The organism is Streptomyces harbinensis (assembly GCF_900116145.1).
Lineage (GTDB): Bacteria > Actinomycetota > Actinomycetes > Streptomycetales > Streptomycetaceae > Streptomyces > Streptomyces carpaticus.
In genome coordinates this window covers 17,753-31,717 of record NZ_FPAB01000009.1, presented here as the reverse complement: position 1 = coordinate 31,717, position 13,965 = coordinate 17,753, and the positions used below count along the sequence as shown (strand labels likewise).

Here is a 13,965-nt window from a genome sequence, read left to right as displayed (position 1 = left end):
CGGAGCGTGGCGGCGCGGGCGCTCTGGAGCCCCCCGGCTGTGAGGCGGGGCACGAGACGGCCGTCACATCCGAAGCGCGATAGGAGCCGGCCGCGCCGCCGCGCGTACCGGCGGGGGGAAGAGCGGTCACGGAGCCTACGAAGCCGGGTCGCAGATCAGCTCCTTGCCACCGGGGGCGGGGTGCCCGCACTCTGGCGATCGCTGCACTTCGCGGCATTTCTCCCGCTCTCCTGAGGAACGAGGTGTATGTGCATGACCGCCACCCACGGCGTTTCCCGCATCCGGACCCGCACGGCTGCTGTGGCCGGCATCGTGACCGCCGGGGCCGCGGCCCTGTCCCTCGTCCACGCTCCCGGTGCCGTGGCCGAGCCGCACCACTCCGCCGTGGCCCCCACCGCCACGAGCACCAGCGCGCCGGCCGCCTTCTCCCTCCAGGCGGAGAGCGGGCTGCTGCCCGGCGCCTCCGACGCCACCGACTCCGCCGACTCCGCCGATGACGGTGCCGACGACACCGCCGCCGCCGACGACGCGGACACCGGCACCGGTGCCGCGACCGCCGAGGCCACCGACGCCGCCGACACGGCCGCGGACGTCGAAGCCGCCACGCCGGCCGACAAGGGCCGCGGCGCGGAGTACAACGCGGACGGCACGCTCGTCGTGATCGACAAGAAGGACCAGCCGAAGCCGGAGCCGGCCTCGGCCGAGCAGATCGACCAGTGGATCAACGAGGCCCTGGACGTGCTGCGCGAGAACGGCATCCCCGGCTCGTACGAAGGCATCTACAAGAACCTGATGCGCGAGTCGAGCGGCGACCCGCACACCATCAACATGTGGGACTCCAACGCCCACAAGAACATCCCGTCCAAGGGCCTGCTCCAGGTCATCGACCCGACCTTCGAGCAGTACCACGTGGACGGCACCAGCACCGACATCTACGACCCGGTCGCGAACATCGCGGCGGCCTGCAACTACGCCGCCGACCGGTACGGCTCGATGGACAACGTCAACAGCGCCTACTGACGGCCGCACCCCACCACGCCCGCCCCTTCCCCGCCCGCCGGGGGAGGGGCGGCGCCGTGCGCCGACCGGGCGCGCCGCACCGCCCCCGGACGACACGACCGCTCAGGCATGACAGCTCAGCGGCTTCCCCCCGTTGAACCTCACCATGTCCGCCAGCGCCGCCGCCGCGTCGATCGGGCCACCGGGAGCCACCCCGTCCAGCTCCGCGTAGGCACGGTGCAGATTGCCCACGATGCGCTCGGGATCGAGCAGATCGCGGTACGGGCCCAGGTCGGTCTCCCTGGCCGCCTCCAGCGGGGTCAGCCCGGCCTCCCGGCCTCCGCGCGCGACCTCCCGCACAAAGCGCAGATAGCCCTCCACCCGGTCGATGACCTCCGGCCCGCAGACCGGCCCGTGCCCCGGAACGATGGTCTCCGCGCCCAGCGCCCGCAGGGTCCCCATCGCCCGCAGTGCCCCGCTGACCGACCCCTGGAGCAGGAACGGCGTGCCGCCGTTGAACAGCAGATCACCGCTGAACAGCAGCTTTCGCTCGGGGACCCACACCACCGAGTCGTTGGTGGTGTGAGCCGGCGTCCCGATGTGACCGACCTCGCACACGAGATCGTCCACATGGACGGTGACGCCCTCCCGATAGGTCAGGAACGGCGGGGCGAGCTCGACCTCCCCCCAGTCCACATCCGTCCAGTACGGAGCCGACCGGGGCTCGCCCCACTCCAGCAGCGCCTGCCGGACTCCTTCGTGGGCGACGATCGTGGCGCCGCCGAACAGATGGTTGCCGAAGGTGTGGTCACCGTGATGGTGCGTGTTGATGAGCGTGCGCACGGGCTGGTCGCTGACACCGGCGATCGCCCGCAGATAGGCCCGGGTGCGGGCCTCGGTGGCACAGGCGTCCACGCTGATCACCCCCCGGCGACCGACGAGGAAACCCGTGTTGTTGATCCACCATGAACCGTCCGGCTGGACGTACGCGTAGATGTTCTCGCTCACCTCGCTCAGCCGCGCCGCACCGATCGCGGTCGCCGGGAGCGGACGGCCCGAGCTCACCGCACCACCCCGTCCGCGCACCACCTGATCAGCACCCTCGGTCACCCGTCCCTTCCCCGGAGTCCACCCCGGCCGCTGCCCCCGCCGGCGGACACGGACGCCCGCGCCGCCCTGCGCATCCTGCCCACCGCACGCCCGCCCGGGCGGCGCACCCCACCCGCTCTCACCCGAAAGAGTGAGCCAGGGCGGCGCCCCGCCTCACAGCGCCATCCAGCAGTAGAGATCGTCCCCGTCCCGGCTGGCCCGCCGCGCCAGCCGCACCAGATCCCCGGCCAGCGGCTACAGGGACTCGGCACTCGTACCGTCCCACTCCCGGAAGTAGTCGGTCGAGGCGACCATCGTCACGCTCCCTGTCCTCGGTATCCCGGCAGGGAGTCAACCAGCCACCACTGACAGCCGGGCGGCGCACCTCACCAGGGCATGGCCACCGGCAAGTCGGCGAAGACCTCACCGTCCGCGTCGTAGGCGACGACCCGGAAGCCGCCCGCGAGCGAGGGGATCGAGGCGGCGTCCAGGTAGTAGACCCCCCAGCCCGGCTCCCCGGTGAGCATCACCAGCGTCGCCGGGTACTCCTCGTCACCGTCCTCCGGTACCACCACGATCCGTGACGGCGTCCCCTCCAGCCGCCAGGCGCCGTACACCAGCGGATCGGTGTCGAAGTCGTAGCCGGCACTGACGCTGTCCGGGCGAATGTTGTCGCCCTCCAGGCCAGCGGCGATCTCCAGGTTCTCCTCGAAGTGTTCGGGAGACGAGAGCAGGAAGTTCTGCCTCCCCTCGGGCAGCAGGGCCAGCACGAGCGTGTCGCTGATGACGACCCGCTCGTACGGCTCCACCTCCACCGGCGGGCCACCGGCACCGTCCCGCGCGGACGGCGCCGGCGACGCCCCGCCCGTGGCCGCGGGCGGCACCCGCTCGTCCCCCGGCGCCCCGCCGCCCGGCCACCACAGGGGACCGGCGGCCAGGACCACCGCCAGCACACCCACGGCGCCCGCGCTGCCCACCACCGCCGCCCGCCGCCGGAACCGCAGCGCACGGCCCCGGCGGATCAGGTCGTCCACCGGTACCGGCCCAGGCTCCGCCGCCCCCGCCCCGGCCTCCACCTCCGCGGCCCGGCGCAGTTTCTCAGCGAACTCCGCTTCGCTGTGCCGCTCCGGCACGGTCCGTCACCTCCTGTTCTCCGGCCGGGGCACGCAGCTCCCGGACCGCCGGGTCGGCGCGCAGCTTCTCCAGGCCGCGCGCCGCCCGGCTGCGCACCGTGCCGATCCGGACCGCGAGCAGCGCCGCGACCTCCGTCTCGGTGCGGTCCTCTATATAGCGCAGCACCACGGCGGCGCGCTGCCGCGGCGGCAGCCGCTGCAACGCGCGCGCCAGCACCTCGCGGTCCAGCACCTGCTCGGTCCGGTCCCGCTCCGACCGCTCCGGGAACCGGACCGTCAGCCACTCGAACACCCGCAGCCCGCGGATCCGGTCCCGGTGCGCGTTGATCAGAATCCGCCACACATAGGCGTCCGGATCACTGGCCTGCGCCACGCGGTGCCACCGCGCGTACGCCTTCACCAATGCCACCTGAACCAGATCCTCCGCGTCGTGGTGATGGCCGGTCAGCAGATACGCCGTCCGCAGCAGCCGCGGCCACCGTCCGGTGGCGAAGGCCCGGAAGTCGGCGTCGTGGGCTTCGGGTGCACGAGTCATGTGGGGGTGCCTGCTACCGGTCAGAAGCCGAGGGAGACCTCGATCTCGTCGAACACTTCACCGTCGGCGTCCGAAGCGGTGATCGTGTACGTGTCGACGCCCTCGATCTGCCACACGGCCGGGTCGAAGTAGTACGTGCCCCAGCCCTCCTCGTCCTCCAGCACCACCGGCTGCGCCCCGTAGCCCCAGTCCTGCCCCTCGGGCGTGACCTGGATGAACGGCACCCCGTCGGCCAGCCGCCAGGAGCCCTCCAGCAGGAGGATCTCGCCGTCCTCCCCGTACACGCCGGCGCTGATGCTGTCCGGAAGGATGTCGCTGCCCGGGTAGTTCTTGGCGGCCTCGATGTGCGCGTCGAAGGACGCGGGGGAGGAGACGACGTAGTTCTGGTTGCCCTCGGGCAGCAGACCCATCACCCACTGATCGTTGATCTCGACCCGCTCATAGGGCTGGACCTCGATCACATCCATCCCGCCGGCCTGCGCCGTCTGCGGGAGGAGCACCACCAGGGCCGCGGCCGTGGCGGCACCGGTGAGCAGGGTGCGCCTGAGCGTGGACTGTACGGTCATGAACCCTCCAAGGGCATGTCGTTGTGCTGTCATGACTCAGACGCGACCGGTCCGGTGGATCTATCCGCGCCTTGGCACCCCGATTTCCGGCGGCCCGACCTCCGGCGGTCTCCGGAGAAGCCGATCCACCGGGAGCGGGACGCCGGGACGACGGGACGCCGTACGGAAAACGCGCCCCTCCACGCCCACGGCGCGCCGGACGCGGTGCCGCGCCGGACGGTCCGGTCGGGCGAAACCGCAGGTCAACGGTGTGTGCACCCGGCGCCGCTGCCGGAACGTTTCGGGCACCGGCGCACGGGCTACCCGAAGGGGCAGGTTGGCGGCCCTCAGCCGCCCGGAGCAGCAGCAGAGGGAGAGGAGCGAGCCGTGCCGGCCGGATCGAACGCGAAGGAAGAACGCCAGTACGAGCACATCAAGAAGGGCCAGAAGAAGCGCGGCGCGTCCGAGGGCCGGGCGAAGGAGATCGCGGCCCGCACCGTCAACAAGCAGCGCGCGCGGGCCGGTGAGACCAAGACCGCCAGCAAGACCTCCACCCGCGACCCCAAGTCGGCCTACCGGCGCGGCGGTGAGCGCTCGCACCAGGGCGCGCAGGGCCCGACCAAGGACCAGCTCTACGCCGAGGCGCGGAAGAAGAACGTCGACGGCCGGTCCTCCATGAACAAGGAACAACTGCGCAAGGCCCTCGGTCGCTGACCCCGGGGCCGGCGGAAGGTCCCGCCGGGCCGGACAGCCGAACGCCGATGGGAAGGAGCATCCCATGGCCGACAAAGGACGCGGCGACGACGTGTACCAGCCGCCGGAGGACGACGGCCGCCTGCCGGCGAGCGAGCAGCCCGACATGGAGAACTCTCTCGACGAACGCGACCTCGACGACCAGATGGCGGAGGGGTACTCACCGCCGGAACGGCCGCTCGCGGTGGACGCCTTCGGCACGACGGACGAGGAGGAACACGAAGGGGAATCCCTGGACCAGCGGCTCGCCCGCGAGAACCCCGATGTCGCGCCGGCCGACGACAACGGCATCGGCGACGTTCCGCACGGCGAAGGCGAACCCCGGGCCGAGATCCGCGGCGAACAGCGCGCCGGCCGGCTCACGGAGGTGAACGAAGTGGGCGAGCGCCGTACGGACGTGCTCGGCGAGGACGTCGGCATCGACGGGGGCGCCGCTTCGGCGGAGGAGGCGTCCGTGCACATCACGGAGGAACCCGAGGCCGGCGCCGAGGAGGAGCCGGGCGACGAGGTGGAGGACGACGCGGCCCGGGAGGGCTGAACCACCAGAGACCATCAGGATCATCAGGCCGGCCCGGCGGGCCGAGCCCGGCCCCCGGCAGGATCTGCGCCCTGTCGGGGGCCGGGCGTGTCCGCTGTTCCACGCGGCCCACACCACTGCGCGTACGCGGTCCGCCGCCGCACCCGTTCCCGTTCCCGGCCGCCCGGCCCGCCGATACGCGCCATCCACGGGTCCCGCGCGGCGCCACGCCTCCCACGACCGGCCGCCGCTCCCGGTTCACCCGCCGCGCTGCCCGGGTGCCCCGGGCCCGCACCTGCCGGGCAGTGCTGCCCCCGCCCAGCCGTGCCGTGTACCCCCGCCGCGCCCGGCCGCGGCCGGCACGGCGACGCCGCACCGGACCGCAACGTCCCCCGCCTCATGGCGCAACGGGACGGCCCCGCGGCTGCGGCAAGCTGTCCGCTTCCGCACCCACGGGGCCGTCCGCCTCCGTCTCCGCGCGCCGTCTTCCCGCAGACCCGCGCCCGGCCGGTGGCTCAGGGCGTCGAGGACAACGCCGCGACGAGCTTGCCGACCTTCGGATCGGGCAGCGCGCGGGCGACGTCGGCCTGAGCCAGGACGCCGACGAGCCGCCCGTCGTCCATCACGGGCAGCCGGCGCACGCCGTGCTCGGTCATCGTCGTCAGCGCCTCGTCCACGTCGTCGTCGGCCTGGATCGTCACCGCCTCGCCCTGCGCGAGGTCGCCCGCCGTGACGGCGGAGGGATCGTCGCCCTGGCCGATCACCCCGATGACGATGTCCCGGTCGGTGATCATCCCCCGGAGCTGGTTGCCCCGGAAGACCGGCAGCGCTCCCACGCCCTGTTCGCGCATGGTGGCGGCCGTGATCAGGACGGAATCGTCACTGTCGGCGCATACCGGATCGGGCGTCATGATGTCGCGTGCGGTGGTCATCACATCTCCCTGTCGTTCCTTGTGGCGCGTACCGCGGCGGGCGGTCGCCCCGGCCCGGTACGACCGGGCCCGGCCACGCTGTCCCGCGCGCTGTCGATGCGGCCGTACCGGGTACCCGCCCCGGGCAGGGCGAACCACCCCGCCGGGCGGCGGTACGGGGCGCCGCTGGTGTTCACGGGCCGGATGCCACGGGCCCCGGCCCGGCCGGTCAGGTACCCGGACCCTGCCGGTACCCCTCGCCCGGCTGCCGCGGGTTCCCGTGCGGCGGGTCGTGCCGCGGCGGCGCGGCGGTGGCCGGGTCCACGGGCGATCCGTGGCGCGAGCCGGATGCCGCGTCCGACGGCTCGTTCTCGCCCCCGGAAGCGGGCTCGGCGCCCGACGCGAGTTCCTCCAGTCGCGCCGTGAGCACCTGCCGGACGGCCGGCCGGTCGGCGTGACTCTCCTCGTGGCGCAGGAGCGTGCGCACCCCGTCGCTGTCCAGGCTGCGGATCCGGTGGGGGAGGGACCCAGCGGGCTGCTGGTCCCAGTCCGGGATCGGCAGGTCTTCACCGGCGCTCATCTGCTCGCTCCTTTCCTCGGCTGCGAACCGTGCGGTGCCGCGGCCCCGCGCCGCACCGGTTCCCCGGCGGCCGGGCCGTACACCGCGACAACCCGTCGGCTTGCCACCCGTCCCGGTTCCCAAACGTGGCAGCCGGGCGCCGCCGTACGGCGAGGTCTCCGCCCGGACCCGCCCCACCCGGGTGCACCGTCCGTGGCGCAGTGGCCGGTGCCGCACACCGCCACCGGGGCAACCGGCCCGGCCCGGATGGTGGTGGCGGCGGTGACCCCGGCCCGCCGAGGACACCAGGACGTCCCGCGCGACGGGTTCCCCTGCCGGCCGCGCCCTGCTGCCGCCCGGACCGGGGGTGTCACCCGCCACGGCCCCGGCGGTCCCCCGGTGCGGGCCCGGCGGCGCCGGCGGCTCCGGCGGACGGACGTACGGTCGACCGCCGTGCCCCGCGATCACTCCGTGACCGCACTCGGTATGCTGCCCGGGCACCGGAAAAGGACCGGACATCGCAGCGGCGGTGCACCGCGGCGGCGATCGCGGCACGGTGGCACGCCACCGGCGAACCCCCCGTCCGGCCCGGGCCGGGAAGCCGGTCGGACCGGACACCGCGCCGGACACGCGGCCGGGGATCCCGTAGCCCTCACCACCTCGGAGAGCACCGCGGCGCCACCGGCCCCGGCGGTGCACGGAGTCGCGATGGGAGGAGAAGGGTGACGGAGGACCAGGACGCCCTGTTCTCGTCGGTGGACGCGCTGCTGCGGCAGGCCGATCCGCTGCCGGCCCCCGAGGAGCGGCTGCGGCTGCGGGAGGCGGGCGGTCTGGCCCGTACGGCGGTGGCCGCCGCACTGGGCGTCTCCGCGCAGACGGTGGCCGCGTGGGAGTCGGGCGCCCGCGACCCGCAGGGCGAACGCCGCGCCGGCTACGCCCGGCTGCTGGCCGGCCTGGCGGAGCGTTACCCCCCGCCCCCGCCCCCGTCCTCCACTCCGGCACCGGACCCCGAGCACACCCCCGCCACCCCCGCCGCCCCCACCGCGGGCGTCCCCGAGCAGCAGCAGCACTCACCGGCCGGACCGGCCCCGGACGACCGGCGCGACCCCGCCCGGACCATGGCCTACGAACCCGACCGGGACCGGTCCGGGCGCCTGGTCACCGGCCCGCCCGAGCCGTGCGTCCTGTGCGGGCAGCCGGCCGGCCACCGCGCCGCCGGACGTCCTCAGCACTGCAACGCCACCTGCGCTCCCGGCCTCCCCCTCCACCCCGCACCGGCCGCGCCCCGGTCCCCGGCACCGTCGCCCTCGGACGCGCGGCCCGCCCGTCCCGCGGCGGCGCGGGAGGAGACCGCGGGCGCCATCGCCCGGAACGTCGCGGCGGCGCTGGAGGACAACGGCGGGGACGTCGACGCGGCCCTCACCGCCCTGGTGAAACGCGCCATCCCCGACGCCATGGCGCTGCTCAACTCCACCCGGGTGGGCAGCACATACGACTTCACCAACTACCTCTCCACCGACGACGTCCCCATCCTGAAGAAGCCGGGCCGCAACGACCCGGACCTGATCTGGGAAGGCCGTCCCAAGTGGCGCAACACCGGGGCGGAGCGGGGCCCGGCCCGCACCGTCACCGCGCTGGACGCCAACGGCGCGTATCTGTCGGCGCTCAAGACGCATCTGCCGATCGGAACACTGCGGCACGCGGCGACGGGGGAGTACGACCGCAAGCGCTCCGGCCTGTATCTGATCACCCCGCCCGCCTGGGAGCACGACGACCTGCCCAGCCCGCTGGGGAACCGGGAGGAGCCCGGCCCGCTGTGGGTGACCGACCCGACGCTGCGGCTGCTGATCCGTCTGTCCGGGCCCCGGTACGGGCTGTGCGACCCGCCGGTGATCCACGAGTCGTGGACCTCCGGCAGCTCCGAGGGGCTGCTGGAGCGGTTCCGGCGGGAGATGGCCACGGCCCGGGACGCCGCGATCGAGGCCGGCGACACCGTCACCCTCGAATACGTGAAGGCCATGTACGCCAAGTTCGTCTCCACCATCGGCGAATCCTCCGCCAACCGGGAGATGCGCCGCCCCGACTGGATGCACATCATCCGCTCCCAGGCGTTCGCGAATCTGTGGCTGAAGGCGTGGAAGGCGTACGGGGCCGGTCTCACCGTCGTGCGGGTGACGGGCACCGACGAACTGCACCTCATCGGTGACTGGCGCGGCGTGTTCACCGAGGGCCGCAGACTCACCGACATGAAGCTGAAGGACGAATACCGCATCGGGGGCCGCTGATGGCGGGCCGGTGGGGCACCGGGGCCACCCCGGACAGCGGTTTCGGCGTCTTCGGCGCGCGCGGTGTCGAGGGCTGGCGGGCGCTGGGCCGGGAGATGGACCGTCAGGTCACCGGCATCAAATCCCCGGTCGGCACCCGGCGCGGCCTCGCCGCGCGGCTGCGCTACCTGACGCGTTCGGCCGCCGGGCGGGAGGCGATGCGGCGCGCGGGGATCACCGTCCGGCAGCGCACGATCGACGCCTGGGTGGCGGGAACGCAGCGCCCGCGGCGGGCGAACCTGGAGCGGATCGACGCCGCCTACTGGGATCTGCGCCGCCGGAATCTGGGCGTGGAGTGGGCCCGCCGCCTCGCCGTGCGGGGGACCCGGATCGAGATCCATCCCGTCGACCAGACCGATGTCCGTACCGGCCGCGACCGTGATCTGGTGGTACGGCGGGTGACGGTGCGGGGGCACCGGATCTGGGACGACATCATCGCGGCCTGGATCGCCGGCGACCACGAGATGCTCGACATCGTCTGGGACGAGATCATCACCGACCTCGGCTCCGACTACGACTCCTACAGCTACGTCAGCTCCGTCGGCTTCGGCCTCTGACCCCGCGTCCACGGCCCGGCACCGCCGCCCTCCCACGGGCTGCGGTGCCGGGCCGTCTGCGCAGACCCGCCGGGCCGCCGCTCACCGGCCACCGGCCAACCGGCCACCGCGAAAAACCGGACGCGACCGTCCCGCCGCGGCTCCTCATTGACATCGATTGGCTAATCATATTAGCTTTTGGCTAACGCCATTAACCACCATGGGGGAGACCATGACCGAACACCTCGCCATCGACGGCGGCACCCTCGCCTACGAGGTGACGGGCTCGGGCCCGCTGATCGTCCTCGCCCACGGCATGGGTGACAGCCGCGCCGCCTACCGGGCGGTCGCCCCGCAACTGGCGGCGGCCGGCTACCGGGTCGCCGCGGTCGATCTGCGCGGCTGCGGCGAGTCCGACGCCGACTGGCCGCAGTGGAGCCGCACCGCCATCGCCGGTGACCTGACCGCCCTGATCCGCCACCTCGGGGGCGGCCCGGCGGTGCTCGTCGGCCACTCGATCTCCGGCGGCGCCGCCACCATCGCCGCGGCCCGCGAACCCGGCCTGATCAGCGCGGTGGTGGAGCTGGCGCCGTTCACCCGCAAGCAGTCCGTCCGCCTCGCCGACCTGCGGGTACGGCGCTTCCGGCGCGGCATGGCGAGACTGCTCGGCGCCGGCGCGTTCGGCAGCCGGTCACTGTGGCGCTCGTACCTCGACCTCGCCTACCCCGGCGTCCGGCCCGCCGACTGGGACGAGCGCATCGCCCGCATCGACGCCCTGCTGCGCGAACCGGGCCGGATGAAGGCCCTGCGGGGCATGGGCCGCACCACCCCGGCCGACGCGGGCGCGCACCTCGCCGGCGTCCGCTGCCCGGTCCTGGTCGTCATGGGCACCCAGGACCCGGACTGGGCCGATCCGCACGCCGAGGGCGCCGCGATCGTCGACGCCCTGCCGCCCGGCCTCGGACACCTGGAGATGATCGAGGGCGCCGGACACTACCCCCACGACCAGTTCCCCGACCGGGTCGTCGCGCTCGTGCTCGCCTTCCTCCGCGCGGACGCCGCCCGTGCCTAGGGCCGGACTGGACCCGGCGACCGTGGTCGCGGCGGGCGCCGCCCTCGCCGACGAGGTGGGACTCGACCGCCTGACGATGGGCCTGCTCGCCGGACGGCTGGGGGTACGCACCCCCTCCCTCTACAAGCACGTCGCCGGCCAGGACGACCTCAACCGGCGCATCGCCGCCCTGGCGCTGAGCGAGGCGGCGGACGCCGTCGGGAGCGCGGTGCAGGGCCGGGCCGGCCGCGACGCCCTGGCGGCGGCGGCCCGTGCCTTCCGCGCCTTCGTCCTCGCCCATCCCGGCCGGTACGCCGCCACCATCGGCGTGGAGCCGACCGGACCGGACGACCCGATGGCCGCCGCGAGCCGGCGCCTGCTGGAGGCGTTCCTGGCCGTCCTGCGCGGCTACCGGATCGCGGAAGCCGACGTGGACCACGCGCTGCGCATGCTGCGCACCCTCTTCCACGGCTTCGCCACGCTCCAGGCGGCCGACGGCTTCCAGTGGAGCGCGGACATCGACGAGAGCTTCGCCTGGCTCATCGACTTCGCCGACCGGGGCCTGCGCGCCGGGTGAACGGTCCGGCGCTCCGCTCCGTGGGCCAGCGGCGGGCCCGGCCCCCGAACGGCGCCCCGCCGCTGGCCGCCGCCTCGCTCAGCGCGGGCGCGCGGGCGCGGTCGGAGCCGGTCGCGTACGAGCCGTCCGCGTACGACCCGGCCGGTCACCGGCGCGGCACCCGGCCCGACGGCTCAGCGATGGGTGGTGGCGAGGGCCGTACGCAGACCGGCCACGGGGTCCGTCCCGTGGCGGTCGGCGGCCCAGGCGACATGGCCGTCGGGGCGGACGAGTGCGGCCCGGAGATCGGCCCAGCCGGCGGGCGGCAGGTGCGGGGCGCCGCGGTGCACGCGCAGTCCGGGCCGGGCGAACCGGCCGAGGCCGGGGGCGTCGCCGCCGGTGAGGTCGAGCAGCAGATAGCTGTCGGCGCGCAGCAGCGCGAACAGGCCGGTGTCGCCGATCGTGAGGTCGGGGGCGCGGGTCCCGGTGAGCGGATGGGCGGCGGCATCGGCCGGCGGGTAGCTGACGGCGAGTGAGCCGAGCTGGGCCGCCAGCCGGTCGTTGAGATCGGGCAGCGCGGTGATCAGCCGGGCGAACAGCCGGCGCAGAGCGCGCCCTTCGGGTCCGAACGCCGTCATCAGGGCGACCTGGGCCCGGCTGGTCCCGGTGAGGTCGACGCCCACCGGGTGGCGTTCGTCGTGGTAGGTGTCCAGCAGGGTGTCGGGGGCCCAGCCGTTCAGGGTGGCGGCGAGCTTCCAGGCGAGATTGGCGGCGTCCTGGATCCCGACGTTCATCCCCACGCCCCCGGCGGGAAAGTGCTGGTGGGCGGCATCCCCGGCGAGGAAGACGCGTCCCTCGCGGTAGCGGTCGGCCAGGCGGGTGGCGTTGCCGAATCGGGAGAGCCAGACGGGATCGCGCATACCGAAGTCGCTGCCGGCCACGGCGACGGCGTTCTCGCGCAGCTCGTCCAGGGTGAGATCGCCGGGCCAGGTGGTGGTCAGATCGCGCGGGGTGATGCCCACCAGCCGGTGGATGCCGCCCGGCACGGGGACGGCCATGAGCAGGCCCGAGGCGCCGAACCAGCTGCTCCCCGGGGCGGGAGGCTCGTCCAGGACGACGTCGCCGAGCCAGCCCAGCACGGTGGAGGGGGTACCGGCGCAGGGGATGCCGGCCGAGGTACGCACGGTGCTGCGGGTCCCGTCGCAGCCGACCAGATGGGCCGCCCGCAGGGTGCGCGGGCCGTCCGGGCCGGTGAGGTGCACGGCGACGTGGTCGACGTGAGCGGTGAAGCCGGTGACCTGGTGCCCGCGCAGGATGTCCGCCCCGAGGCCGAGCGCCTGCTGCTCCAGGAGCGCCTCGGTGCGCTCCTGCGGGAGGGAGAGGGTGTACGGGAACGGGCTGGGCAGACGGCGGAAGTCGAGCCGCGTCTCCAGGGCGCCGAAGTGCCCGCCGGGCAGGGGCATGCCCTCGCTCACGAACGGCTCGTGCACACCGCGCGAGGCGAAGGTCTCGATGGTGCGCGGGTGCACGGTCAGGGCGCGGGAGCGCGGGTCGCGCGCGGTGCGCTTCTCGACCACGAGGACGGTGATGCCGGCGCGGCGCAGTTCCGCGGCCAGCCACAGTCCCACGGGCCCGCCGCCGGCGACGACCACCTGGTGGTTCAGCATCGTGCCCTCTCCCTCGCTCTTGGTCAGTGACCAATTCCTGGATGTCCGGAGTAAACTAGGTCGGTGACCAAGAAGCAAGCCGGAGAAGACGCCGCGGGCCGCCTCACCCGGGACGCCGTGATCGGCGCCGCCCTCCAGGTGCTGGAGGACCGCGGACTGGAAGGACTGTCGACCCGGGCGGTCGCCGACCGCCTCGGCGTCCGCATGAATACCGTGCTGTGGCACGTGAAGACCAAGGCCCGGCTGCTGGAACTGATGGCCGACGCGGTCCTCGGCACCATCGGCTACGACGATCTCCCCGCCGACCCGCGCCGGCGGGCGCGCGAACTGGCCGGCCGCTACCGGCAGGCACTGCTCGCCCACCGGGACGGCGCCGCCCTGGTGACCGGCACCTACGCCGCCGAACCCCACACCCTGCGCTTCGCCGACCGCCTGGTCGACGCCCTGCGGCAGGCCGGTGCGGACGAGCGGCGGGCCGCCTGGACGGCCTGGACCGTCAGCTACTTCGTCCTCGGCTTGACCCAGGAGGAACAGGCCGCGCCCGACCGGCACGACGACCGTCTCGCCCGGGCCCTGGACCCCGCGGAACACCCCGCACTCCACCCCGTGCTGACCCATCTGCGGCAGGGCTCGTTCGAAGACCGCTTCGCCTTCGGCCTGGACGCCCTCCTCGCCCGGCCGGCCGCCTGAGCCATAGCCCCCGGGCCCCCGCCCCACGGCCCCGAGCCCCCGGCCCGGCCCGGCACGCGCCCGCTTGACCTTGACACCGTGACAAGGCCTTCACTGAAGC

At 74.2% G+C, this 13,965-nt stretch carries 15 protein-coding genes; 8 read left to right on the top strand and 7 right to left on the bottom strand.

Going from position 1 to position 13,965, the window contains the following annotated elements; all coding sequences use genetic code 11:
- The first annotated feature begins 246 nt into the window (after window positions 1-246).
- Complete coding sequence (locus BM385_RS21945; protein WP_019432583.1) at window positions 247-1,020, top strand: transglycosylase SLT domain-containing protein; 774 nt, start codon at window positions 247-249, stop codon at window positions 1,018-1,020.
- 102 nt (window positions 1,021-1,122) lie between these two features.
- On the opposite strand, the gene BM385_RS21940 is transcribed toward BM385_RS21945, so the two are convergent.
- From BM385_RS21940 to BM385_RS21925, 4 genes are all read right to left on the bottom strand, one after another.
- Entirely contained in the window at window positions 1,123-2,064 is a 942-nt protein-coding gene (locus BM385_RS21940) for an MBL fold metallo-hydrolase (RefSeq protein ID WP_093844133.1), read from the bottom strand.
- A 410-nt stretch (window positions 2,065-2,474) separates the two neighbouring features.
- The gene (locus tag BM385_RS21935) at window positions 2,475-3,221 is read right to left on the bottom strand and encodes a hypothetical protein (protein WP_093844132.1); all 747 of its coding nucleotides are present in this window, start codon (window positions 3,219-3,221) and stop codon (window positions 2,475-2,477) included.
- Window positions 3,187-3,756 (bottom strand): SigE family RNA polymerase sigma factor, encoded by a 570-nt coding sequence (locus BM385_RS21930; protein WP_093844131.1) that lies wholly within the window; start codon window positions 3,754-3,756, stop codon window positions 3,187-3,189. The genes BM385_RS21935 and BM385_RS21930 overlap by 35 nt, the downstream gene beginning before the upstream one ends.
- Before the next feature lie 20 nt (window positions 3,757-3,776).
- Window positions 3,777-4,322 (bottom strand): hypothetical protein, encoded by a 546-nt coding sequence (locus tag BM385_RS21925; protein WP_019432579.1) that lies wholly within the window; start codon window positions 4,320-4,322, stop codon window positions 3,777-3,779.
- Window positions 4,323-4,688: 366 nt separating this feature from the next.
- Here BM385_RS21925 and BM385_RS21920 point away from each other — a divergent pair, with 366 nt between their 5' ends.
- A complete protein-coding gene (locus BM385_RS21920; protein ID WP_019432578.1) occupies window positions 4,689-5,015 on the top strand; it encodes a hypothetical protein in 327 nt (108 codons plus the stop codon).
- A 64-nt stretch (window positions 5,016-5,079) separates the two neighbouring features.
- Window positions 5,080-5,592 (top strand): DUF5709 domain-containing protein, encoded by a 513-nt coding sequence (locus BM385_RS21915; RefSeq protein WP_019432577.1) that lies wholly within the window; start codon window positions 5,080-5,082, stop codon window positions 5,590-5,592.
- Window positions 5,593-6,086: 494 nt separating this feature from the next.
- Here BM385_RS21915 and BM385_RS21910 read toward each other — a convergent pair whose 3' ends face one another.
- On the bottom strand, window positions 6,087-6,503 hold the full coding sequence (locus BM385_RS21910; protein ID WP_093844130.1) for a CBS domain-containing protein: 417 nt from the start codon (window positions 6,501-6,503) through the stop codon (window positions 6,087-6,089).
- 208 nt (window positions 6,504-6,711) lie between these two features.
- On the bottom strand, window positions 6,712-7,062 hold the full coding sequence (locus BM385_RS21905; protein ID WP_019432575.1) for a DUF8129 domain-containing protein: 351 nt from the start codon (window positions 7,060-7,062) through the stop codon (window positions 6,712-6,714).
- Between the two features lie 701 nt (window positions 7,063-7,763).
- Between BM385_RS21905 and BM385_RS21900 the strand changes: the two genes are divergently transcribed.
- The 4 genes from BM385_RS21900 (at window position 7,764) to BM385_RS21885 (ending at window position 11,529) form a co-directional block, all read left to right on the top strand.
- A complete protein-coding gene (locus tag BM385_RS21900) occupies window positions 7,764-9,326 on the top strand; it encodes a helix-turn-helix domain-containing protein (RefSeq protein WP_175543078.1) in 1,563 nt (520 codons plus the stop codon).
- Window positions 9,326-9,922: a hypothetical protein gene (locus BM385_RS21895; RefSeq protein WP_019432573.1), complete on the top strand. Its 597-nt coding sequence runs from the start codon at window positions 9,326-9,328 to the stop codon at window positions 9,920-9,922. Before BM385_RS21900 ends, BM385_RS21895 begins: the two co-directional genes overlap by 1 nt.
- A gap of 211 nt (window positions 9,923-10,133) precedes the next feature.
- Window positions 10,134-10,973 carry an alpha/beta fold hydrolase gene (locus BM385_RS21890; protein WP_093844129.1) on the top strand — a complete coding sequence of 280 codons (840 nt, stop codon included), beginning with the start codon at window positions 10,134-10,136 and terminating at the stop codon, window positions 10,971-10,973.
- Window positions 10,974-10,995: 22 nt separating this feature from the next.
- Window positions 10,996-11,529, top strand: a complete 534-nt coding sequence (locus BM385_RS21885; protein ID WP_093844128.1) for a TetR/AcrR family transcriptional regulator — start codon at window positions 10,996-10,998, stop codon at window positions 11,527-11,529.
- Window positions 11,530-11,702: 173 nt separating this feature from the next.
- On the opposite strand, the gene BM385_RS21880 is transcribed toward BM385_RS21885, so the two are convergent.
- On the bottom strand, window positions 11,703-13,175 hold the full coding sequence (locus tag BM385_RS21880) for an FAD-dependent monooxygenase (protein WP_093844127.1): 1,473 nt from the start codon (window positions 13,173-13,175) through the stop codon (window positions 11,703-11,705).
- Between the two features lie 63 nt (window positions 13,176-13,238).
- Here BM385_RS21880 and BM385_RS21875 point away from each other — a divergent pair, with 63 nt between their 5' ends.
- Window positions 13,239-13,865, top strand: coding sequence for a TetR/AcrR family transcriptional regulator C-terminal domain-containing protein (locus BM385_RS21875; RefSeq protein ID WP_019432569.1), 627 nt, complete (start codon window positions 13,239-13,241; stop codon window positions 13,863-13,865).
- Window positions 13,866-13,965 lie beyond the last annotated feature (100 nt).